The organism is Wohlfahrtiimonas sp. G9077, from assembly GCF_002252155.1.
Taxonomy (GTDB): Bacteria; Pseudomonadota; Gammaproteobacteria; order Cardiobacteriales; family Wohlfahrtiimonadaceae; genus Wohlfahrtiimonas.
In genome coordinates, this window is sequence record NZ_NEFD01000005.1 from 37,924 (window position 1) to 61,561 (window position 23,638).

Sequence of the window (23,638 nt, forward strand, 5' to 3'; positions counted from 1 at the left end):
CTATAGTGATTCAGCATTTTACAAATGGAGCTTTGCAGCTCCATTTTTTCGTTAATATTTTCTGTTGAGAAAGCAACTTATGAAAACCTCACATTTTCCATTGAGCACCACTAAAGAGTTTCCGAAAGATGCGGAAATTGTCTCCCATCAATTGATGATCAAATCCGGTATGATCCGTCGTTTGACCTCAGGTTTATACACTTGGGCACCGCTCGGTTTACGCGTGTTGTCTAAAGTGGAAAACGTGGTGCGTGAAGAGATGAATAAAGCCGGCGCCCTTGAATTGTTGATGCCATTTGTTCAACCTGCTGAATTGTGGCAAGAATCGGGCCGCTGGGATAAATTCGGTAAGCAATTGTTGACCTTCAAAGATCGCCATGACAAAGACTACTGCTTAGGCCCAACTCACGAAGAAGTGGTGACCGACTATGCGCGCCAAGAGCTCAAAAGCTATCGTCAATTGCCAGTGAACTTTTATCAAATTCAATGGAAATTCCGTGATGAAATCCGCCCACGTTTTGGGGTTATGCGTTCACGCGAATTCTTGATGAAAGATGCATACTCATTCCACATTGACAGCACCTCTTTAGAAAAAGAGTACCAAAACATGTACAACGCGTACTCTGCCATTTTTGATCGCTTGCAATTGGAATACCGCGCGGTATTGGCAGATTCAGGCGCCATCGGCGGTGACCGTTCACAAGAGTTCCACGTATTGGCAGATTCAGGTGAAGATGCGATCGTGATTTCTAACGGTTCAAACTATGCGGCCAACATTGAGCGCGCAGAAACGCATCGCGGCGAGAAATATGCCGCGCCCACACAAGCCTTTGAAAAAGTGGCAACGCCCAATGCGCGCTCTGTAGAAGATGTGGCAAAACAGTTAAATGTACCCACCAGTCAAATCACTAAGACATTGATTGTACATGGTGTTGATGGCAATTTATTGGCCATTTGTTTACGTGGCGACCATTCTTTAAATGAAGTCAAAGCTGAAAACTTTAAAGACATCGCAAGCCCACTTCGCTTTGCAACAGATGCTGAGATTATTGAAACATTAGGCGTTTCTCCTGGCTCCATTGGCCCTGTGAATTTACCGATTCCTGTCTTATTTGATCATGCCCTTTATTCATCAAGCGACTTCATTTGTGGCGCGAATGAAAATGGTTTTCATTATGTGGGCGTGAACTTTGAGCGCGATCTACCTTTGGCAGAAACTTTTGACTTACGCAACATTGAAGAAGGCGATGTGTCACCGGATGGCCAAGGCACTGTGCGCTTTATCCGCGGAATTGAAGTGGGTCATATTTTCCAATTGGGCAACAAATACAGCAAAGCGATGAATGCCTCTGTCGTCAATGAAAACGGCGAACAAACCTTTATGGAAATGGGTTGTTATGGCATTGGCGTATCGCGCATTGTGGCATCTGCCATTGAGCAATCTCACGATGATAAAGGCATCATTTGGCCAGATGCGATGGCACCGTTCCAATTGTCATTGATTCCAATGAATTACCATAAATCTGAAATGGTCAAAACACTCACTGATCAATTGTATGCTGAATTTATGGCACGCGGCGTTGAAGTGTTATTGGAAGATCGCGACATTCGCCCAGGCAATGCCTTTAATGATCATGAACTTGTGGGCATTCCACATCGTTTGGTGATTGGTGAACGTGGCCTTAAAAATAATGAACTTGAATACAAAGGCCGTAAAGATGCAGAAAGCACCTTCATCTCTGTCGATGCTGCCGTTGAGTTTGTGATGGATCAATTAAAATAATTGAATGGGATTTTTCTCACCCATAAAAAAACGCCTGATCACTCAGGCGTTTTTCGCATCAAGAGATGTTTAAATTATTTATTTAAACCTGCTTGTGCCATAACTTCTGTTGCAAAATCGATGGTTTCGATTTCAACGCCTTCGCCCAATTCAAAGCGAACAAATGCAGTCACTTTAGCTGATTTAGATTTCAACAATTTGCCAACGCTCATGTCTGGATCTTTAATGAATGATTGACCTTCTAAAGTAACTTCTTCTAAGTACTTACGAATGCGGCCTTCAACCATTTTTTCTACGATGTCAGCAGGTTTACCTGATTCAGCTGCTTGTGCTGAATAGATTTCACGCTCTTTTTCTAACAATTCAGCAGGCACTTCTGATGCATCGATGCATACAGGATTTGCAGCTGCAATGTGCATCGCAACGTCTTTTGCCAATTCATCATCGCCGCCTTCAACTTCAACGATTGCCGCAATACGACCACCGTGAACGTAGCCACCGATTGTGCCCGTTGCGTTTAATACTGTTAAACGACGTACGTTCATATTTTCGCCGATTTTAGCGATCAAACCTTTACGAACTTCATCCACAGTTGAACCATTTAATGGTTGTGCTGCCAATTCTTCTACTGTTGTTACATCGCTGTTTAATGCAATGTCAGCAGCGTCGTTTGCAAATTTCAAGAAGTCTTCGTTTTTAGTGACGAAGTCTGTTTCACAGTTCACTTCTAAGATTAATGCTTTTGTACCGTTTTGACGAACTAACAATAAACCTTCAGCCGCAGCACGATCAGATTTTTTATCTGCTTTTGCTAAACCGTTTTTACGCATCAAATCGATCGCCGCTTCCATGTCGCCGTTCGTTTCAGTCAATGCTTTTTTACAATCCATCATTGCAGAACCAGTACGTTCACGGAGTTCTTTAACCATTGCAGCAGTAATATTTGCCATTTTAAAACCTCATTAAATTAATGAATATCACTAAAACAAAAGCGCCCAATCAACCATCTGTTTGCTCGGGCGACTTTCATTTAACGCTTTGAAACAATCTACGTTTGATTATGCTTCTGTCGCAACTTCTGTCGCTTCTACATAACCGTCTTTTTCAACGATTTCAGAAACTAATTTTGCGTTAGAACCACGACCTTCGATCACTGCATCAGCTGCTGCTTGTGCATACAATTGAATTGCACGGATCGCATCATCGTTACCTGGGATTACATAATCAACACCTTCAGGTGAGTTGTTTGTATCCACAACAGCGATGACAGGAATACCCATTTTACGAGCTTCTGCAACGGCATTTTTTTCGTAGCCAACATCGATTACGAATAATGCATCAGGAATAGATGGCATGTCTTTGATACCGCCAAGGCTGCGCTCTAATTTTTCTAATTCGCGAGTCAATAAGATGCCTTCTTTCTTAGTTAAACGCTCGATTGAACCGTCTGCTTTCATCGCTTCAATTTCACGTAAACGTTTGATAGAGTTCTTAACAGTTTTGAAGTTTGTCAACATACCGCCTAACCAACGGTGATCAACGTATGGTTGACCTGCGCGAGTTGCTTCAGCCGCAACGATTTCTTGCGCTGCACGCTTAGTACCAACAAATAAAACGCGACCATTTTTTGCAGCGATGCTAGAAATTACATTCATGGCATCTTCAAATAAAGGCATTGTTTTTTCTAAGTTGATGATATGAATTTTTTGACGTTCACCAAAGATGTAAGTTTTCATCTGTGGATTCCAGTAACGAGTTTGGTGACCGAAGTGAACGCCAGCTTCAAGCATATCGCGCATTGTAACGTTTGACATATTGATTTCCTTTGAAATTTAGGGTTGAGCCTCCAAGCATATTTAAGCGGACTTTACAGCACCCAGCACTTAAACAGTTCAGCTTGTGAGTCGTTGAATAAAAAATACTTCTAGTTTTTGCCAAAATGAGCAAAAGATAGAAGCACGGCTTTATACCATGTGAGGTAAAAAAAATCAATTTCTTTCAAACAATAAGGGGTAATTAAACACCGTGTGACTGACTACAAGATTGGCACTTTTCATGCTAGACTACACACATCAATATTTAAGGAATGTGAGTATGAATTATAAAAATGATTGCTTCATTAAAGCACTTTTGCGTGAGCCAACCCATCGCACCCCATGTTGGATGATGCGCCAAGCGGGCCGTTATTTACCTGAATATCGCGCAACGCGTGCGAAAGCTGGCAACTTTATGAATTTGTGCATGTCGCCTGAATTGGCCACAGAAGTCACATTGCAACCGATTGACCGTTTTGGTTTTGATGCGGCCATTTTATTTTCTGACATTTTAACCATTCCAGATGCCATGGGCATGGATTTAACCTTTGTGGAAGGCAAAGGCCCAATCTTCCAAAAACCATTGACCACAGAGGCTCAAATCAAACAGTTGCCAAAAGTGGGCATGGAAGAAGAATTGGGTTATGTGATGGATGCTGTGCGCATGATCACCAAAGAGCTCGATGGCAGAGTGCCATTAATCGGTTTCTCAGGCAGCCCATGGACGCTTGCAACATACATGCTTGAAGGCTCAAGCAGTAAAGAATACACCAAAATCCGTGGTTTAATGTACTCAAATCCTGCCCTTTTACACACATTGCTTGATCAATTGAGCGATGTGATCATCGATTACTTAAATGCACAGATCGTCAATGGTTGTGCGGCTGTACAAATCTTTGATACATGGGGCGGTTTACTCAGTAAAGAGTGCTACAACGAATTCTCTCTTCGCTACATGAAGAAAATTTTAGCCGGCCTCATTAAAAACTACAAAGAACAAGAAATCCCATCGATCATCTTCACTAAAAATGGTGGTGCATGGATCTCTGAGCAAGCAAACAGCGGCGCAAACGCCATTGGTTTAGATTGGATGACAGATTTATCCCATGCTCGTGCATTGGTGGGCGATAAAGTTGTTCTTCAAGGCAATATGGATCCTGCGGTGTTGCTCAGCAATCCTGATATTGTGCGTGCTGAAGTGAAAAAAGTCCTCGATAAATTTGGCGTGGGCGGCGGTCACATCTTTAACTTAGGTCACGGTATTTTCCCTGGCATTGACCCTGAAAACGTCAAAGCAATGGTGGATGCAGTGCGCGAATTCAGTCCTGCCTATCACTAAAGAGAGTCACGATGCAACATGACAAACATTGGAGCGATGATGTAGAAATCTTCTCTTCAGGTGCCATCGTGGTTCGCATAGAACATAAAAGCTTTCGGTATTTACTGCTGAAAGCTTATAACTTTTGGGATTTCCCAAAAGGTCAGGTGGAATCTGGTGAAAGTGCCATAGAAGCAACCATTCGTGAAGTGGAAGAAGAGACCACCATTACGGATCTGAACTTTCGTTGGGGACAAGAATTTTATCAAACCCCCGCTTATTTTAAAGGTAAGAAAATTGCGCGCTATTATTTAGCCGAAACCCATCGTCATGAGATCTCGCTCCCCGTCAATCCGGAGCTCGGTCATCCTGAGCACAATGATTGGATCTGGGCAACGCGATCACAAGCCCTAAAATTGGTCACCCCACGCGTGCGTGAAGCGATTTATTGGTCTGATCTTTTTTTAGCCCATGATCCTAGAATTGTATAAATGCGATAATTATCATGCAATACACAAATTTATTTTACATTTATCCTAGTGTATAGTATGAAAACAGTAGCTCTATTACGAATGAACGGAGAATTACGAGATGGCAGCACCACTCACAAAAATCGTATGTATAGATGATGATCAGGACATCCTGAGCATCATCGAATTTTCTTTGTCTGAGGTTGGTGGTTTTGAGGTCTTAGCTTGCAATTCTGGCGCTGAAGCATTGGCTAAAGTGGATGCATTTGGGCCCCAACTCTTCCTTATTGATGTGATGATGCCTAATATGAGCGGCCCTGAATTGTTAGTGGAATTGCATAAGCAACCACAATATGCCGCAACCCCCGCCATATTTCTCACCGCCAATGCCAACTTTGCCGCCTATTCAGAGGCTAAACCCCCCAAACTTTTAGGCGTATTGACAAAGCCTTTTGATCCGATGCAGTTGCCTGAACGCATTCAAAAACTTTGGGATGAATTCATGTAATGAGGAATCAAACAATACTCTCAGTATTGCGTGATGCAGGACAATATTTCCACACCTATTCAGGCAGCACATTTGTTGTCTTGCTAGATCACGTCGAGCATTCTGATGCCGCCTCCATCGCAGAAGACTTAGCGTTTTTATGCGCCCTTAACATCAAAATCATTCTCCTTGTGCCACCAATGCCCATTGGCAATGCTGTGGTCATCGAGTCTGAAGCGGATCTCGAAGCCTTGGTGATCCAAAGCCAAATTGCCCAGCGCAAAATGGAAACATTGCTCACACAAGCATTTCACCAATACCGTATCACCACAAGCATCGTCTCTTGCAATGCGGTAACCGCTCGTCCATATGGCATTCACAATGGCGTGGATTTTGGTTATTTTGGTAAACCACGGAGCATCAAAACGGATGCGCTGCACAATTTACTTGGCCATGCTCAATGCATGATGGTGCCAACGTTTGGCTACGCCTCAACGGGCGACACTTTCATCATGGATGGCTTAGAGATGGCCGAACGCATCGCCAGCCATTTGCAATGTGAAAAATTATTGGTATTGACGGAAAAAGCGCCCATTCTCCCACGAGAAATGAATGCCAATCTTGCCAAAGTCTTGATGCATGATGACGCCTTGTCCGATAAGCACAAAGCGATTTTGCGTTTAAGCATTCCGGCCATTGAAAGCGGCGTGGAACGCGTGCACATTTTAAATGCCGCCACAGAAGGCGTGCTCATCTATGAATTATTGACCCGTGATGGCGTCGGCGCCATGATCACCAATGAACCTTATGATGAGATCAAACCTGCTGAAATGGGCGACATTCAAGCCCTCAAGCATTTAATGCAGCCTTGGGAAGACAATGGCACCCTGAAAAAACGCAGCATCAGCGAGCTTGAAAAGGACATCGAGCACTTTTTCCTCATGTTCCGTGATCACTCATTGATTGGCGCGGTGGCTTATTATCCGCATGCGGAATCTAAAACCGCAGAGCTCGCTTCACTGTTGGTGCATCCTGATTATCGCAAAGCAAAAAAAGCCAATGCCCTGCTCCATTTCATTGAGCAAAAAGCATTGGCCGATGGTTTAGATTCACTCTTTTTATTGACCACGCAAACAGCATTGTGGTTCATGGAAAATGGCTTTCAAGTGGCGGGCATTGATCATTTGCCTCCGAAAAAGCTTGCCGAGTATGACTATACTCGCAATTCAAAAGTGCTGATCAAACCGCTACGCGCGCACCCATAACGATAGATTGGACTCTTTGGTGTTCATTTGACGATGAACACTGAAGCCTTCAATCGCCTCAAGTTTCATGGCAAGGCTGCGTTCAATCACCAAATATCGCACCGATGCAAAATGGGGCGATGCTTGCAATGCATTGAGCGCATCAGTTAACAGCGTTGGCAATGCAAAAGGTGGATCTAAAAAGATCACGCCATATGCTTGGGTCAACGCGGCTACTTGCACAGCGTCTTTGTTCAACAACTGATAACGATCGCTCTCTTGACAAATGCTGGTGACATTTTGCTTGAGTACTGTAAAAGCCTCCCGATCCTTTTCCACAAACGTCACAGATTTGGCCCCGCGCGACAAAGCTTCCATGCCAAGGGCGCCGCTGCCGGCAAAAAGATCTAAACAGGTTTGCCCGATGATGATCGGTTGTAACCAGTTAAAGAGCGTTTCACGCATGCGGTTGCCCGTTGGACGCAAGCCCTCTTTATCCATAACGGTTAATAAACGGGAGCGATAATCACCGCCGATGATGCGAATGGTATGAGATTGCGTTTTTTTCATTAAGGTGCCAATGTCTGTTTTTTATGAGATTCGATCCAAGCAAATGTGGCATCATTGAGCTCTTGCACACTTTTGCCTTCGCTTTCAATCAATGGGCCAATGGTCACTTCAATGGTGCCTGGTTTCTTTAAAAGCTTACCGCGCGGCCATGCACAACCTGAATTGTGGCTCACCGGCAACACAGGTGCTTTTAATTTAGAAGCCACTAAAAATGCACCATTTTTATAAGGGATCGATTGATCCGGCGCAACGCGCGTTCCTTCTGGAAAAATAATGAGCGGAATGTGATCGGCCAATCGTGTTTTTGCGCTGTCAATCATCATCTTAAGGGCTTTTTTACCTTCAGATCGATCAATGGCCACAGGATTTAATCGTTTCAATCCTTGCCCAAAAATTGGAATGCGCAGCAACTCTTTTTTCAATACAAAACAGTACACCGGAAAAATCACCGGATACAAAAACGTTTCAAAAGTAGATTGATGATTAGAGATAATGATCGCAGGACGATCCTTGAGCAGCGCAATGTTTTCAAGCCCATTGACCTTATATTTAACGCCCGCAATGATGCGAAGCAGCGTTAATGCCAAACCACACCATGCGCGAATCAATGGATAATATTGACGCTCAGGCATAAAGTAGGAGAGTAAAATCATAAAGGGAATGAAGATGACAGCGATCAAAATCAATGTAATGAAATAGAGTAACGATCGAATCCATTGGATCATATCAATTTTCCTAATAATGCTTGAACAAAAGCAGCCAAATCGGGATACACCGCAATATTTCGGTCATGTGCTAAGACTTGTTGTTGCTCACTTTTCCCATAACCTGTTGTGACTAAAATGGGCGTCACTTGAGCATTGAGCGCAGCCTTAACATCACTGAATTTATCACCCACAAAATAGGTGCACTCACCGTCTTGAATGCCAAACTCCGCTTTTAATGCATTAAGCATGCCGGGGTTTGGCTTATGATCAGGATGCGTGCGCTCTAAAGCTGGGCAATAGTAAAAAGCATCAATGTGCGCACCGACCGATGCGCACGCTTGATGCATTTTCTCTGTGATGCGCGCGAGCATTGCTTCATCGTACAATCCGCGACCAATGCCGCGCTGATTACTGGCAACGCCCACTTTAATGCCCGCTTGATTCAATGCAGCAATGGCGCGCAATGATGAAGGAATGGGCTCCCATTCCTCCGGGCACTTGATGTAATCGGGGCTATCATAATTGATCACCCCATCACGATCGAGCATCACTAAGCGTGGCAACATGTTAAACGTCTTGCAACAAGGATAAATCCGCCATGTTTTTAAAGTATTGGCGAATCAAGTTGAGCAAATGTAGACGATTTTCACGCACCGCTAAATCATCACACATCACCATTGTTTCTGTGAAAAATTGATCTAATGGTGCTGCTAATGTGGATAAATGGGACAACGTTGCCACATAATCATGCGCTTGCATGGCCGTTTTCAATTCAGGTTCAATGGCTGTGATCGCTGCAAACAATGCTTTTTCAGCATCTTCTTGCAACAAGGCAACATCGACTGTCATGGCATCTTGATCTTTTAAGTTTTTCGTTAAAATGTTCGAGATGCGCTTATTCGATTGAATCAAACTGTGGGCAGCATCGGTTGTTCTAAATGCTGTGATCGCACGAAGACGACGCAAAATATCCAACGGATTGTTTAAATCAAGGGCAGAAATTGATTCAAACGTATCGTGTGCAATGCCAAGCTCTGCGGTATAGGCTTTCATGCGCTCTAAAATATAGTTGAGCACTTTGTCTTTTACATCACCTTTTTGCAACGCTTGCGGCAAGTTCATGAATGCCACATTGATGAGATCTTTTAAGTCTAAATCAATCTCTTTTTCAATCGAGATGCGCAAAATGCCCAAAGCCGCACGGCGCAAACTGTACGGATCGCGTGAGCCGGTTGGAATTTGGCCAATGGCAAAAATGCCCACAATGGTGTCTAAACGTTCAGCAATTGCCAACGCTTGGGCTTCTTTTGATTCCGGTAAACGATCGCCGGCAAATTTTGGCCAATACACTTGTTCTAATGCATGTGCAGTGCGAGCATCTAAACCCTGTTCAAGGGCATAATAACGCCCCATTGTGCCCTGTAACTCTGGGAACTCTTGTACCATGTTACTCAATAAATCAGATTTATATAAGCTCGCCGCTTGTGCTGTAATCTCAGTATCTGCACCGATGGATTTGGCAATCACAGCGCTCAATGCACCCACGCGATCGGTTTTATCTTTTTGTGAACCCAATTGCGTTTGGAAAATTGTGGTGGCCAAACGTGGTAAATAATCGGCCAATGGGATTTTTTTATCAGAATTCCAGAAGAAATCCGCATCACTAAAGCGCGGACGAATCACGCGTTCATTCCCGCTGATCACTTCTTGTGGGTTTTCACTTTCAATGTTGCTCACAAAGCAGAAATAGCGCGTCAATTTGCCATCTTTATCCACAATTGGGAAATATTTTTGGTTGTCTTGCATTGTGGAGATCAACGCTTCTTGCGGCACATCTAAAAAGTGTGCTTCAAATTGCCCCACCAACACAACCGGCCATTCCACAAGCGCCGTCACTTCATCTAACAACGCTGGCAACATAATTGCTTGACCATATTGCGCTGTGGCTTTTTCCACTTGTGCCACAATCGCCGCTTTACGGTCATTAAAATTCGCCATCACTTTGCCATCGTTTAACAACAAGGCTTCATAATCACTCGGTGCATCAATGGTTAACGTGCCTTCTGAATGGAAACGGTGACCGCGCGTGGTGCGGCCAGATTTCACGCCCATGATTTCAGTTTCGATCACATCATTGCCATAGAGCAACACAATCCAACGCACAGGACGCACAAATTCAAATTCATTCGATTCCCAACGCATTCTTTTGGCAATGGGTAATTTATTGAGGGCATGGAGCAACATTTGTGGCACCAAATCCACCGTTTTTTGTCCGCAGATGGTTTCTGTGTACGCAAACCATTCACCTTTATCGGTGGCAACGGTTTGCAATTCGCTCACATCCACGCCACAACCGCGCGCAAAACCCAACAATGCTTTGGTGGGCTCGCCATCTTTCATGCCCGCTGAGACCGCAGGACCGCGTTTTTCATTGACATAATCGGCTTGCTGATCCATCAAACCTTTAATCAATAAGCCAAAACGGCGTGGCGCTGCGAACACTTCACAAGCATCAAATGATAATTTCGCTTGTTGTAATTCTGCTTCGATCAATCCTTTGAAATCATTGGACAATGTGTTTAAAAACTTTGGTGGGAGCTCTTCGGTCCCAATTTCAATCAATAAGTCTGCTGTGCTCATGCGATCTCATCCATAAAAAGAAAAAACTATAATCCCTTAAGATTATAGTTTTTTAGTTGATTCGGTCAAAATTTTAACCAATTTTTGCAATTGCGGTCTCTAAACGCGCAAGCGTTCTCTCTTTACCCACGAGCATTAAGGTCTCATCTAGGTTTGGAGACTGCGCGCGGCCAACAATCGCGGTGCGAAGTGGCATGCCAATTTGGCCCATTTTGATGTTCATGGTTTTTGTTAAGGCTTTCATCACGCCTTTTAATTCTGCAGATTCCCAAACATCAAGTGCCGCTAAATCATCTTTAAGCGCCATCAATACAGGTTTACTCTCTGCCGTTAAATGGTGCGCTACGGATTCTTCATCATATGTCAATTCAGTCACATACAAATACTGAATCATGGCCGCTAATTCCACCATGGTTTGACAACGCGCCACATGGGCTTTCACCGCTTCAGCTAAATAGGCCATGTCTGTTGGCTCAATGCCCAATGCATTTAAATAAGGCACCAACAATGTTGCTAAATCGGCAGGATCTTTTTCAATCATGTAATGCTGATTGAGCCACAATAATTTACTGGTGTTAAAGGCGCTTGCAGCTTTGTTCACATCTTTGAGGTCAAACAATTCAACCATTTCATCCCATGAGAAGATCTCTTGATCGCCATGTGACCAACCTAAACGGATTAAGTAGTTCAATACTGCTTCTGGTAAATAACCTTCATCACGGTATTGTGTCACGCTCACCGCACCATGGCGTTTAGACAATTTTTGTCCATCATCCCCTAAAATCATCGCAACGTGTGCATATTGTGGCACTGGCGCATTTAAGGCTTTGAGGATGTTGATTTGTCTTGGCGTGTTGTTGATGTGATCATCCCCGCGCACAACGTGTGTGATGCCCATATCCATATCATCGATCACCACACAGAAGTTATACGTTGGCGTGCCATCTGGACGCGCAATGATCAAATCATCTAATTCGCTGTTTTGGAATGTGATGGTGCCGTGTACTAAGTCATCAAAGCTTGTGGCGCCATCCATTGGGTTACGAAAACGCACCACAGGTTTGACATCTTCAGGAATGGCTGGCAATACTTTGCCTTCTTCAGGACGCCATTTACCGTTATAACGTGGCTTTTCTTTGTTCGCTTCTGCTCGGTCACGCATCTCTTGTAATTCTTCTTGCGTACAGTAGCAGTAATAAGCGGTGCCCGCTTCCAACATTTCAGCGATCACTTCTTTATAACGATCAAAACGTTTGGTTTGATAAAAAGGACCTTCATCAAAATTTAAGCCGAGCCAGTTTAAACCATCAATGATAGCGGCCACTGCTTCAGGGGTTGAACGCTCTAAATCCGTATCTTCAATGCGAAGCACTGTTTCGCCCTTGTTATGGTGCGCATATAAACAGGAATAAAGGGCAGTTCTCGCACCACCGATGTGTAAATAGCCCGTTGGAGAGGGTGCAAATCGCGTTCTAACTTTCATACTCATTTACTTTCTCGATTAAAATTGAACCTGCACAGCCACCATCTAGCAATGGGCGCGCAGGTATGCATTAAAAAACAAACATCCTTCATTATACGCTTGTGAGACAATATTTCATTATTCCGAGCGTTTTAAGCGGCTTGCGATCCACAAACCTAATTCAAACAATAAGATGGTGACGCCCGCAAAGGCCACTTGGGATAAAACATCCGGCGGCGTGACAACGGCAGCCACCACAAATGCCCCAATGATGATGTAAGGGCGTTTTGCTTTGATGTCTTTTGCACTGATCACATCCATCAACACCAATAAGATGATGGCAACGGGCACTTCAAACGCCACGCCAAAGATGAAAAATAGGCGAAGCACCACAGATAAATATTGCCCGATGTCGGTGGCCATCTCAACGCCATCTGGCGTTGTGCCCACTAAGAATTTCACCATCAACGGCATCACAGCATAATAGGAAAACAACATGCCCGTATAAAAGAGCAAAATGCTTGAGGCCAATAATGGAAACACCAATCGTTTCTCTTTTTGATAAAGCCCCGGCGCAATGAAGCGCCAAATTTGATACACAACCCATGGCACTGCTAAGAAAAACGAGAGCCATAACGTCAATTTAATCGGCACAATAAAAGGTGAGATGAGTTCCGTTGCGATCAATTTACTGCCCGCAGGCAATGCATTGATGAGCGGCTGAGCAATGAAGGTATAGATGTCATTTCTAAACCAAATCAAGCAAAAGAAGATGACGAAAACACCCAATAATGCACGCAAAATGCAAGTTCTCAACTCCATCAAATGTTGGATGAGGGATTGTTGATTGAGGTTGTTATCTGTTGTGTTCTGATCTGTCATAACGCTAGGTTCTATTTAAAAGCAGTTCTTGAACCATTCTTGAGCCGGACACACCGACTAAAAGAACGATGAAGGCAATGAGCGCACACTTCGCTGCAGGTTTACCGCGCAATCCTCTAAAATGATGCAGCGCAAGCAATGTCACAAAGAGCACTAAAGAGACGATGGATAAAATCGAGCGATGGATGAACTGACGGTCAAACCAAAGATCGGAAAATGGCAAGGCCGTCAATAAACTCAATGACAACAATACCGCGCCAATGGCCATCAATTGAAACAGCCATTTTTCCATGCTCATCAACGGTGGCAAATGGCTAAAAAAGTAGCCTGTCGGATTTTTCAAATAACTGTGACGCAGCACAATGATGGCAGCTTGAATGCCCACCACCATCAACACCGCATACGCAATGATGGATAAAATGATGTGCAAACTTAAAATGGGACGTGCGCCGCTCAAAGTGAGCTGCGAGTGATAACTTTCTGACACCACAAGCGAAATGATGGCCAACACCATCGCCACGATGGTCAAATCAGGATGTTTGCGCGCATTTGGAAGCATGATCATCAACATTGCTAAAATCGTCAGAGAAAATGCATTCGCTGCCCCGATGTTAATGGCGCCACTGCCAATGGTCAATGCATGACTGAGCATCCAAGCATGAGAGATCACGCCAATCCAAGCAAAGGCAAGCGTGACATTGATGCTCTTTTTGGGCAATTTGCCCTTCACCCAGCACACCATACCCAATATTGCGATGAGGTAGCAGGCAATATTCACGATGAAAAGTAGCGTATTCATAACTTTATCTGTATCAACATTGTTGAAGAATGACTTTCAAGGAATGCCTAATTAAAGTAAACTAGGCGGCTAATAGACTATAATACACTAATTTATTTCATTTCTGAGGCATTATGTTTGAAAATTTAAGTGATCGTTTGCGCCAAACGATGAAATCGCTTCGCGGACAAGCAAGATTAACGGAAGACAACATTAAAGATGCTTTGCGTGAAGTGCGCATGGCGCTTTTAGAGGCGGACGTTGCTTTGCCGGTGGTGAAATCTTTCATCACTCGCGTTAAAGAGCGCGCCGTTGGTCGTGAAGTTCAAGGCAGTTTGAATCCCGGGCAAGTGCTCGTTAAAGTGGTGCATGAAGAACTCATCGAAGTGATGGGTGCAGAAAATGCAGAACTTGACCTACGCACGCAGCCGCCCGCTGTCATTTTAATGGCAGGTTTACAAGGTGCTGGTAAAACCACAACCACTGGTAAATTGGCCGCCTTCTTAAAAGAGAAGAAAAATAAGAAAGTGATGGTGGTCAGTGCTGACGTTTATCGCCCTGCGGCGATCGAACAGCTCAAAACCGTTGCCGGTAAAGTGGGGGCTGAATGGATTCCATCTGATGCATCTGAAAAACCTGTTGACATCGTACTGCGTGCGAAAGATTGGGCGAAAAAAAGTGGTGCGGACATCCTCATTGTGGATACGGCTGGCCGCTTACACATTGACGAAGTATTGATGGATGAGATCAAAAGCATTCATGCGGCGGTTGAACCCATTGAAACCCTATTTGTGGTGGATGCAATGACAGGTCAAGATGCCGTCAATACCGCTAAAGCCTTTGATCAAGCGTTACCTTTAACGGGCGTTATTTTAACCAAAGTAGATGGTGATGCGCGCGGCGGTGCGGCATTATCTGTGCGCCAAGTGACAGGTAAACCCATCAAATTCATCGGTATGGGCGAAAAATTAGACGCCCTCGATCCATTCCATCCTGACCGCATGGCGTCGCGCATTTTAGACATGGGCGATGTGTTGAGTTTAGTCGAAGAGATTCAATCAAAAGTTGATCAAGACAAAGCGGCACAATTAACTGAGAAATTCAAAAAGAATCAACAATTTGATTTAGATGATTTCAAAACCCAAATGGAGCAAATGCTCAACATGGGCGGCATCAATACCTTCTTAGACAAATTGCCGGGCATGGGCGACATTTCACAAAAAGTGAAAGATAAAGCCGATGATTCTGTCTTCCAAAAGAAAATTGCCATCATCAACTCAATGACACCAAAAGAGCGCAAGGATTACAAATTGCTCAAAGGGCCTCGCCGCATGCGCATTGCCAAAGGTTCCGGTTGTGACATCCAAGACGTGCACCGCTTAGTCAAAGAATTCGAACAGATGCAACGCATGATGAAAGAGCTCAAAAAAGGTGGCATTGGTAAAGTGATGCGCACATTCCAAGGCTTAAAACAATTCATGCCAAAATAAGGAGAACCGGCAAACATGAACGAGATGAAGGATTCTGCCCTCAATCAACAACTGTATTCCGTGCTCGAAAAAACGCTCCAAGCGGGCGTCATTGAGCAACGCAGAAAACGCCGTTGGGGCATTTTCTTTAAACTTTTGTTTGCCGTCTATTTTCTTTTTGTGATTGCATTGATCACAGCCGGGCCCATGCTCGCCGATCAGCAAAAATATTTAGATGACAACGGCGAGCCTTTAACAGCATACACCGCTGTGATTCGCATTGAAGGGGAAATTGCTGCCTCAACAGATGCAAGCGCTGACAAAATCATCACTGCGCTGAAAAAAGCCTTCGATGATCCTAAAGCAAAAGCGATTGTCCTACGCATTAACTCAGGCGGTGGATCGCCGGTGCAAAGTGGTTATGTGTACGATGAAATCAACCGTTTAAAAGCATTACATTCTAAAAAAGTGTATGCCGTCATCATGGACATTGGTGCATCGGGCGCGTATTACATTGCCTCAGCTGCCGATGAAATCTATGCTGATCGAGCAAGTTTAGTGGGATCAATTGGTGTGACTGCCGCTTCCTTTGGATTTGTGGATGCAATGCATAAACTTGGCATTGAGCGCCGTTTATATACATCTGGTGAGCACAAAGCCTTTTTAGATCCATTTTCCCCACAAAATGCCTCTGAAACCGATTTCTGGAAAAATGTGCTCAATACTGTGCACCTTCAATTCATCGATGCGGTGAAAAAAGGACGCGGCGAGCGCTTACACAACAATCCTGAACTCTTTAGCGGCTTAATTTGGAGCGGTGAACAAGCCCTGCCTTTAGGTTTAATTGATGGTTTAGGTTCCACAAGCAGCTTAGCGCGCGATGTCATCAAAGCGCCTGCTTTGGTAGATTTTACCGTAGAAGAGACTGGCCTTAGTCGCTTTATCAAGCGCATCGGCACACAAGCCTTTGCGGGATTGTTCAGTACTGCAAGCACTGTGCAATTGCGATAATCTCCCTAAAAATGCGACTAATGCCCGATGTGTACTACACTAACTGCATTCAGCTCATTTTAGGTCAAACAAAAACTATGGAAAAATTTTTCATGCGCTGCATCCATCAAACCGATGGTGAAGCCCTTGCTAAAAAACTCGCAAAAGTCTACGTCATGGTGCATTTAAAACTCAACCATACTCATTATGTGCGTGAGGAAAATGACGCCACATTGACAGAATTGACCCATCACCTTGTGAGCAAGGTGGAAAGCAAAGCCGCCCAAACCAATGGGCGACATGCAGCCATTTTATCTGCGCTCTATTTAACCGATGACCCGATGATCTGATGCATAATCGGCGCGCGTACGCGTCATGGATAACCCCACATAATCGGTAAAATCAATGGCATTGGGCTTTTTGAGCTCTAAATACAATGATTGTGTTTGATACGTGGTCAATACATGCTCGGCAATCGTTTCTGCCAAGGTTTCCACCAATTGAAACGATGATGATTCAATCAATGCTTTAACACTTTTTGAGACTTTCTCATAATCTAATGCATCCTCAATGTTCTCCGTGGCGGCCGGTTTCTTGTTATCCCATGCCATTTCAAGAGAAACGATCACAGGTTGCTTCGCTGTGCGCTCAAAATCATAAATGCCAATGATGGCTTCTGCCTTTAAATTGCGGATGATGACTGTATCCATGTTTTAACCTTTTTCAACTGAATCAATAACGAGCTTTTGGGTATGATCCCAAAATTTTCAGCAATGATGCCCGATTTTCAATTTCATTCAAGGCTTTTTGCACTTTAATGTCCGCTTGATGCCCTAAAATATCAATATAAAAGAGGTAGCCCCACATGGTATGTTTCGCAGGGCGCGATTCGATGCGCGTCATTGTTACACTGTGAGCGGACAAAGGCTCGATCAATTGATTGAGCAAACCTGGGCGATCATTTGCGGAGACGATGAACGTGGTTTTATCATCGCCACTTTCTGGCACTTTTTTGTGACCAATGACCAAAAAGCGCGTGGTGTTTGACGTATCATCCTCAATGTAACGGGCTAAAATCGGAATCTCATAAAATTGCGCGGCCTCTTCGCTGGCAAGTGCAGCTGATGACTCAGGCGCTAATTGCGATTGCTTTAACGCTTCCACATTTGAGTGACATGCGATGCGCTCGGCATTCGGTAAATGCTTATCCAACCAACCGCGGCATTGGGCTAAAGATTGTGGATGAGCAAAGACTTTTTGCACATCTTGCACCGTTTTGGCGCTGGAAATTAAGTTTTGATGAATGCGCAGCGTTGTCTCACCACAAATGGAGAGCGACGTTTGAGCAAAGCAATCTAACGTTAAATTCACCGCACCTTCGGTTGAGTTTTCCACAGGCACCACCCCAAAATCCACCTGCCCTGTTTCAACGGCTCTAAATACATCGGGGATCGTCGCTTGTGGCACCAAATCGGCCGATCCGCCAAATTGCTTTTTCGCCGCCAATTCAGAAAACGTCTTCTCTGGCCCTAAAAAAGCGATTTGCAACGGTTTTTCTAAGGACAAACAAGTGGACATGATTTCACGAAACAGGCGCGCAATTTCAGCATTTGGAATGGGTCCTTCATTTTTCTCCATATAATTGGATAAAACTTGTGCCTCACGCTCCGGGCGATACATCTCTGTATCACCGCTGGCAATCTTAATGGCGCCAATGGCCATAGCGTGCGTTGCGCGTTCATTCAATAATTTCAAAAGCTGTTGATCGATGCGATCAATCTCTGTGCGATGTGTTGCGATGGTGGACATGTGATTCTCTAATAATTGTAATGGGTGAATTCTCAACATTTACAAATTCCACAGATAAAGTCAATCACTGAGAAGATAAGCTATAAAAACTCTTTTTTTCTTGTATAATGTTTAATGGTGGCAGGTAACTTAAAAAGGGTGTATTCGTGGCTAAAATACTAATTGCGGATGATTCAAAATTACAAAAATTAGAAATTGCAAGATTCTTAAAAAAGTTAGGACATATCGTGCTTGAAGCTCAAGATGGCTTTGAAGCCATTGAACTTGCAAATGTACACCTTCCTGACTTGATCCTACTCGATGTGGTCATGCCTTCTTGCAATGGTTTTAGTGCGTTGCGCAAAATTAAAAGCAATGATAAAACACAACATATCCCCATCATGATGGTGAGCACCAAGAGCGAAGACATCGATAAAATCTGGGCGAGCAAACAAGGTGCGGTCGGATATATCACCAAACCGATTGATTTTGTGCTGTTAGAAGCAGAAATCAACAAGAACTTGTAATCATTGGAAAATTTTTATTATGGAATTAATCGTACAAAGAGAGCAGCTGTTACAACCGTTGCAAGCGTTAATTGGCGTGACCGAAAAAGGTCAAACGCTGCCTGTTTTAGCAAATGTTAAACTTCAGGTGAAAGAAGAGGAGATCATTCTCACCACGACTAACCTTGAGATTGAGCTGTCCTGTGCGCTGCCTTATCACTCAACTGAAACCGGTGGCACAACGATTCCTGCCAAAAAATTGCTCGATATTTTAAAAGCATTGCCTCACGGCATCGACATCCACATGACTCTTGAGCCCACAAAAGTGGCGATCAAAGCGGGTCGTTCTAAATTCTCTTTAGCGTGTTTACCGCTTGAAGAGTTCCCTGTGTTAGATCACATCGACTTTAACAACACCTTAACCTTGCCAAAAGATCGCTTTAGAAGCCTTTTGCAAAATGTTGCGTATGCCATGGCAACGGCCGATGTGCGCTATTTCTTAAACGGAATGTTGCTTGATGTGCAAGACACAATGATCACTGCTGTGGCCACCGATGGCCACCGTTTAGCGTGCAGCCGTTATCCTTTTGAAGATGCCACTCATCTGACCAATCAATTCATCGTGCCACGCAAAGCCGTCGAAGAGTTGTTAAAACTCATCGAAAATGAAGCGGCGCCTTTGCATTTACAATTAAGTGACAACCATTTACGCGTTGAGCTTGGCAGCATGATGTTCACCACCAAATTGATCGAAGGGAAATTCCCCGATTATAAACGCGTGATTCCACCGATTGGTGAGAAAATCATCATGGCCGATCGCTCTGAGATGATCGACTCTTTGATGCGCACCTCGATTTTATCCCAAGATAAATTCCGCGGCATTCGCATGAACATCTCCCATTGCCTCATCAAATTGGTGGCACACAATCCTGAGCAAGAAGTGGCCGAAGAGGAAGTGGAAGTCAATTATCAAGGCGCTGATTTCATGATCGCCTTTAATGCGGCTTACATCACTGACATCTTCAAAAACATTGAAGGGGATATGGTGCAAATGAGCTTTACAGAAAATAACTCAAGCTGCCTCATTAAAAACCCTGAAGATGACAATGTTGATCACGTTGTGATGCCAATGCGCCTATAACGTGATCATTCAATCCTTAGCCATTACAGGATTTAGAAACCTCACCGCGCAAACCCTCAATTTTCATCCGCGGTGTAATGTGTTTTATGGCGATAATGCCTCTGGTAAAACAAGTTTATTGGAGGCATTGTATTATTTGTCCCATTTGCGCTCGTTTCGCCAACGGGAATTTGCCAAAATCATCCAAGAGGATCAGCCTTTTTTTCGTTTAGTGGCCAAATGTGATGATCACAACTTGCCTCACACCATCGGCATTGAAACGCATCCCAATCAACACATCGTGCGCATTGATGCTGAACCTGTCAAACAGCGCTCAACGTTGGCCAAAATGTTGCCTTGCCTACAGCTTGATCCTGAAACCGGTCAACTCCTCACAGACAGCCCAAAGTTGCGCCGCCAATTTATGGATTGGGGATTGTTCCACACACAAGCAAATTACAATCAGTTGTGGCAATACTATGAGCGCGTCCTTAAGCAGCGCAATACTTTGATCAAGCAGCGCGGCAATCTAAAACTGCTCGACAGTTATGATGAATTGCTGGCCAACTCAGGCGAAGCGATGACCAAAGCACGTACCGAATGGATCGATGTACTGTTTAACGTGGCCGAACCTTTACTCTCTCGCCTTGTGAGCCAACCCTTTACATGGTCCATGGAGTATAAAAAAGGGTTTTCCGGCACTTCTCTACTCACCGACTTACAAACACAGCGCGAGAAAGACCTTATCATGGGGCACACGCGATCAGGCCCGCATCGTGGCGATTTCATCCTCAAAGCCAATGGCCATAATGTGGGCGAATATCTTTCGCGCGGGCAGATCAAATTAGCGAGCATTGCGCTGACCTTAGCGCAAGCTGAACTCTTTCAAACCCACAATGAAACGCAAAACATCATTCTGTTGATGGATGATTTAAGTGCTGAATTAGACAAGACACATCGCGAGATTTTGCTTGAGGCATTTTTGAGCCTCAATGTGCAATTATTCATCACCTGTTTAGAGCCATCGGAGTTTCCTGAGCTTAGAGAAAATCAGAAACTCACGGATTTTGCTAAGTTCAAGATATCTACAGGTTTTGTTCAAAAAATGGTATAATCTCCCGATTGTTTAATGCAACTAATTGCATGTTTCATCTAGAATTAAAAAAGGATATTTGCATGACCTCAACACAAGATAGTCCAAGCATTAAAGTACTGAAAGGATTAGATGCCGTTCGTAAACGCCCAGGCATGTACATTGGTGATACGGATGACGGTACAGGCTTACATCACATGGTGTTTGAGGTTGTTGACAACGCAATCGATGAAGCCTTAGCCGGCTATTGTGATGACATCACTGTCACCATTCACAAAGATGATTCCATCACCGTGACCGATAATGGCCGCGGGATTCCAACAAAAATGCACCCTGAAGAAGGCATTTCTTCTGCTGAAGTTGTCATGACCGTTTTACATGCTGGTGGTAAGTTTGATGACAATGCCATCTCCGGCGGTTTACATGGCGTGGGCGTATCAGTTGTCAACGCCTTATCATCTCACTTACATTTGACCATCAAACAAGATGGCAAACTGTTCGAACAAGAATATGAATTGGGTAATCCAAAATATCCACTGCGTGAAATTGGCACAGTTGACCCTGAAGAAACAGGCACCACCGTTTACTTTAAGCCAAGCAGCGAAATCTTCACCATCACGGTGTTTGATTATCAAATTCTTAAAAAGCGTTTACGCGAACTCTCCTTCCTAAACTCTGGCATTCGCATTCATTTGAAAGATGAGCGCTATGATTTAGAAGACATTTTTGAATTCGAAGGTGGCATTCGTGCATTCGTTGAACACATCAACCGCAAAAAAACGCCCATCAATCCCTCTGTGTTCTACTGCGACAATAAACAAGACAATGTGATCGTGGAAGTGGCATTGCAATGGACGACCGACTACCAAGAAAATGTGTATTGCTTTACCAACAACATCCCACAAAAAGATGGTGGTACGCATTTATTGGGCTTTAGAGCAGCAATCACGCGCACGTTAAACCAATACATGGAACAAAATGATCTTTTGAAAAAATCAAAAGTAAACACTTCCGGTGAAGATGCGCGCGAAGGCTTAACCGCCGTGGTTTCTGTGAAATTGCCTGGGCCAAAATTCTCCTCACAAACCAAAGATAAATTGGTTTCCAGTGAAGTGCGCAGCGCCGTTGAAAGCGTTGTGAGTGCTAAAATTTCTGATTTCTTACAAGAAAACCCAACCGATGCCAAACTCATCACCGGCAAAATCATTGAAGCGGCACGCGCCCGTGAAGCGGCACGCAATGCCCGTGAATTAACGCGCCGTAAAAGCGCCTTAGACATCGCCGGTCTACCCGGTAAACTCACAGATTGCCAAGAAAAAGATCCCGCATTGTCAGAACTTTTCATCGTGGAAGGTGACTCTGCGGGCGGATCTGCAAAGCAAGGTCGTAACCGTAAATTCCAAGCGATTTTGCCCTTAAAAGGTAAGATCCTTAACGTTGAACGCGTGCGCTTTGACCGCATTTTACAATCTGCGGAAATTGGCACACTCATCACAGCGCTTGGCTGCGGCATTGGTCGAGATGAATTTGATCTTGAGAAATTGCGTTATCATCGCATCATCATCATGACGGATGCGGACGTCGATGGCGCGCACATTCGTACATTATTGCTCACCTTCTTCTATCGTCAAATGCGTGAATTGGTGGAAAATGGCCACATCTACATTGCCCAACCGCCACTTTATAAAGTGCAAAAAGGCAAGCAAGAGATCTACATCAAAAATGAAGTCGAACTGGTGCGTTTCTTCTTAAGCAATGCGTTGGACAATAGCCAAGTGTTTGCCAGTAAAGATGCGCCAGCGATGGCAACGTCACAGGTTGAAGAGTTAGCCCGCGCTGTCACAAATGTTGAGCAGCTCATTGATCGCATGAAATATGCGTATCCTGAGAAATTATTGACAGCCTTGACGGAAATTGCACCACTGTCCATTGAAGCATTGAGCTCAAACGACATTCAATCATGGGTGGACGCACTCAATGCGCAATTGGCTAAAGATCCTGAAGTGGGCATCTCTTATCAAGCACAGTTAACGCATGATGCCGAAGACAATGCGCCTTACGTCGCTGTAAAAATGAAGCATTATGACCATGTGATCACATATGATTTAGATGCACGCTTTATTCGCACGGTTGAGTATCAACGCATTGCAGAAGTGGCGAAAAAATTGCATGGCTTGATTGAAGCGGGCGCATATGTCACTTATAAAGAGAAAGCATACGCGATTAAGAGCTTTAAAGAAGGCATCGATTGGTTATTGAATGAAGCGAAAAAAGGCCAAGCGATCTCTCGTTATAAAGGTCTTGGTGAAATGAACGCAGAGCAACTTTGGGAAACCACGATGGATCCTGATGTGCGCAGCTTATTACAAGTGCGCGTGGAAGATGCTCAAAAAGCGGATGAAACCTTCACCATGTTAATGGGCGATGAAGTGGAACCTCGCCGCGAATTCATCGAAGCGAATGCACAGTTGGTGGGGAATTTGGATATTTAGTCCAGTCCTGCTGAATCAAAAAGCC

At 44.2% G+C, this 23,638-nt stretch carries 23 protein-coding genes; 12 read left to right on the forward strand and 11 right to left on the reverse strand.

Annotated features, from left to right (window positions below; translation table 11 throughout):
• Window positions 1–79: 79 nt before the first annotated feature.
• Window positions 80–1,783, forward strand: coding sequence for a proline--tRNA ligase (locus B9T20_RS07425; protein ID WP_094490473.1), 1,704 nt, complete (start codon window positions 80–82; stop codon window positions 1,781–1,783).
• A gap of 74 nt (window positions 1,784–1,857) precedes the next feature.
• Here the strand turns inward: B9T20_RS07425 and tsf are convergent, their stop codons facing one another.
• Window positions 1,858–2,733 (reverse strand): translation elongation factor Ts, encoded by an 876-nt coding sequence (gene tsf, locus B9T20_RS07430; protein ID WP_094490474.1) that lies wholly within the window; start codon window positions 2,731–2,733, stop codon window positions 1,858–1,860.
• Window positions 2,734–2,841: 108 nt separating this feature from the next.
• Window positions 2,842–3,597 (reverse strand): 30S ribosomal protein S2, encoded by a 756-nt coding sequence (gene rpsB / locus B9T20_RS07435; RefSeq protein WP_008316079.1) that lies wholly within the window; start codon window positions 3,595–3,597, stop codon window positions 2,842–2,844.
• A gap of 280 nt (window positions 3,598–3,877) precedes the next feature.
• Here rpsB and hemE point away from each other — a divergent pair, with 280 nt between their 5' ends.
• The 4 genes from hemE to argA all read left to right on the forward strand — a co-directional run bounded on the left by hemE (window position 3,878) and on the right by argA (window position 7,137).
• Window positions 3,878–4,936, forward strand: coding sequence for a uroporphyrinogen decarboxylase (gene hemE / locus B9T20_RS07440; RefSeq protein ID WP_094490475.1), 1,059 nt, complete (start codon window positions 3,878–3,880; stop codon window positions 4,934–4,936).
• A gap of 11 nt (window positions 4,937–4,947) precedes the next feature.
• A complete protein-coding gene (locus tag B9T20_RS07445) occupies window positions 4,948–5,406 on the forward strand; it encodes an NUDIX domain-containing protein (protein WP_008316077.1) in 459 nt (152 codons plus the stop codon).
• 100 nt (window positions 5,407–5,506) lie between these two features.
• Window positions 5,507–5,893, forward strand: coding sequence for a response regulator (locus tag B9T20_RS07450; RefSeq protein WP_094490476.1), 387 nt, complete (start codon window positions 5,507–5,509; stop codon window positions 5,891–5,893).
• Entirely contained in the window at window positions 5,893–7,137 is a 1,245-nt protein-coding gene (gene argA / locus B9T20_RS07455) for an amino-acid N-acetyltransferase (RefSeq protein WP_233491633.1), read from the forward strand. Before B9T20_RS07450 ends, argA begins: the two co-directional genes overlap by 1 nt.
• On the opposite strand, the gene rsmD is transcribed toward argA, so the two are convergent.
• The 7 genes from rsmD to B9T20_RS07490 form a co-directional block, all read right to left on the reverse strand.
• Window positions 7,120–7,686, reverse strand: coding sequence for a 16S rRNA (guanine(966)-N(2))-methyltransferase RsmD (gene rsmD / locus B9T20_RS07460; protein ID WP_094490478.1), 567 nt, complete (start codon window positions 7,684–7,686; stop codon window positions 7,120–7,122). The two genes, argA and rsmD, sit on opposite strands and share 18 nt — an antisense overlap.
• Window positions 7,686–8,411 (reverse strand): 1-acyl-sn-glycerol-3-phosphate acyltransferase, encoded by a 726-nt coding sequence (locus B9T20_RS07465; protein WP_094490479.1) that lies wholly within the window; start codon window positions 8,409–8,411, stop codon window positions 7,686–7,688. The genes rsmD and B9T20_RS07465 overlap by 1 nt, the downstream gene beginning before the upstream one ends.
• Window positions 8,408–8,959, reverse strand: a complete 552-nt coding sequence (locus B9T20_RS07470; protein WP_094490480.1) for an HAD-IIIA family hydrolase — start codon at window positions 8,957–8,959, stop codon at window positions 8,408–8,410. Before B9T20_RS07470 ends, B9T20_RS07465 begins: the two co-directional genes overlap by 4 nt.
• A gap of 1 nt (window position 8,960) precedes the next feature.
• Complete coding sequence (glyS, locus tag B9T20_RS07475; protein WP_094490481.1) at window positions 8,961–11,033, reverse strand: glycine--tRNA ligase subunit beta; 2,073 nt, start codon at window positions 11,031–11,033, stop codon at window positions 8,961–8,963.
• 73 nt (window positions 11,034–11,106) lie between these two features.
• Complete coding sequence (gene gltX, locus B9T20_RS07480; RefSeq protein ID WP_094490482.1) at window positions 11,107–12,516, reverse strand: glutamate--tRNA ligase; 1,410 nt, start codon at window positions 12,514–12,516, stop codon at window positions 11,107–11,109.
• A 117-nt stretch (window positions 12,517–12,633) separates the two neighbouring features.
• A complete protein-coding gene (gene tatC / locus B9T20_RS07485; protein ID WP_008316067.1) occupies window positions 12,634–13,377 on the reverse strand; it encodes a twin-arginine translocase subunit TatC in 744 nt (247 codons plus the stop codon).
• Window positions 13,378–13,381: 4 nt separating this feature from the next.
• The gene (locus tag B9T20_RS07490) at window positions 13,382–14,176 is read right to left on the reverse strand and encodes an inner membrane protein YpjD (RefSeq protein ID WP_233491635.1); all 795 of its coding nucleotides are present in this window, start codon (window positions 14,174–14,176) and stop codon (window positions 13,382–13,384) included.
• 113 nt (window positions 14,177–14,289) lie between these two features.
• On the opposite strand from B9T20_RS07490, the gene ffh reads away from it, so the two are divergent.
• From ffh to B9T20_RS07505, 3 genes are all read left to right on the forward strand, one after another.
• Window positions 14,290–15,645: a signal recognition particle protein gene (gene ffh, locus B9T20_RS07495; RefSeq protein ID WP_094490483.1), complete on the forward strand. Its 1,356-nt coding sequence runs from the start codon at window positions 14,290–14,292 to the stop codon at window positions 15,643–15,645.
• Window positions 15,646–15,660: 15 nt separating this feature from the next.
• Window positions 15,661–16,635, forward strand: coding sequence for a S49 family peptidase (locus B9T20_RS07500; RefSeq protein WP_094490484.1), 975 nt, complete (start codon window positions 15,661–15,663; stop codon window positions 16,633–16,635).
• Between the two features lie 77 nt (window positions 16,636–16,712).
• Complete coding sequence (locus B9T20_RS07505; RefSeq protein WP_094490568.1) at window positions 16,713–16,964, forward strand: hypothetical protein; 252 nt, start codon at window positions 16,713–16,715, stop codon at window positions 16,962–16,964.
• Here the strand turns inward: B9T20_RS07505 and folB are convergent.
• Window positions 16,941–17,324, reverse strand: coding sequence for a dihydroneopterin aldolase (gene folB / locus B9T20_RS07510; RefSeq protein WP_094490485.1), 384 nt, complete (start codon window positions 17,322–17,324; stop codon window positions 16,941–16,943). The two genes, B9T20_RS07505 and folB, sit on opposite strands and share 24 nt — an antisense overlap.
• Before the next feature lie 22 nt (window positions 17,325–17,346).
• Window positions 17,347–18,423, reverse strand: a complete 1,077-nt coding sequence (pheA, locus tag B9T20_RS07515) for a prephenate dehydratase (protein ID WP_094490569.1) — start codon at window positions 18,421–18,423, stop codon at window positions 17,347–17,349.
• Between the two features lie 146 nt (window positions 18,424–18,569).
• Here pheA and B9T20_RS07520 point away from each other — a divergent pair, with 146 nt between their 5' ends.
• The 4 genes from B9T20_RS07520 to gyrB all read left to right on the forward strand — a co-directional run bounded on the left by B9T20_RS07520 (window position 18,570) and on the right by gyrB (window position 23,613).
• Complete coding sequence (locus tag B9T20_RS07520) at window positions 18,570–18,929, forward strand: PleD family two-component system response regulator (RefSeq protein ID WP_094490486.1); 360 nt, start codon at window positions 18,570–18,572, stop codon at window positions 18,927–18,929.
• A 19-nt stretch (window positions 18,930–18,948) separates the two neighbouring features.
• Window positions 18,949–20,049 (forward strand): DNA polymerase III subunit beta, encoded by a 1,101-nt coding sequence (dnaN, locus tag B9T20_RS07525; protein WP_094490487.1) that lies wholly within the window; start codon window positions 18,949–18,951, stop codon window positions 20,047–20,049.
• A 1-nt stretch (window position 20,050) separates the two neighbouring features.
• A complete protein-coding gene (gene recF / locus B9T20_RS07530; RefSeq protein WP_094490488.1) occupies window positions 20,051–21,142 on the forward strand; it encodes a DNA replication/repair protein RecF in 1,092 nt (363 codons plus the stop codon).
• 62 nt (window positions 21,143–21,204) lie between these two features.
• Window positions 21,205–23,613, forward strand: coding sequence for a DNA topoisomerase (ATP-hydrolyzing) subunit B (gyrB, locus tag B9T20_RS07535; RefSeq protein ID WP_094490489.1), 2,409 nt, complete (start codon window positions 21,205–21,207; stop codon window positions 23,611–23,613).
• Window positions 23,614–23,638: the final 25 nt, after the last annotated feature.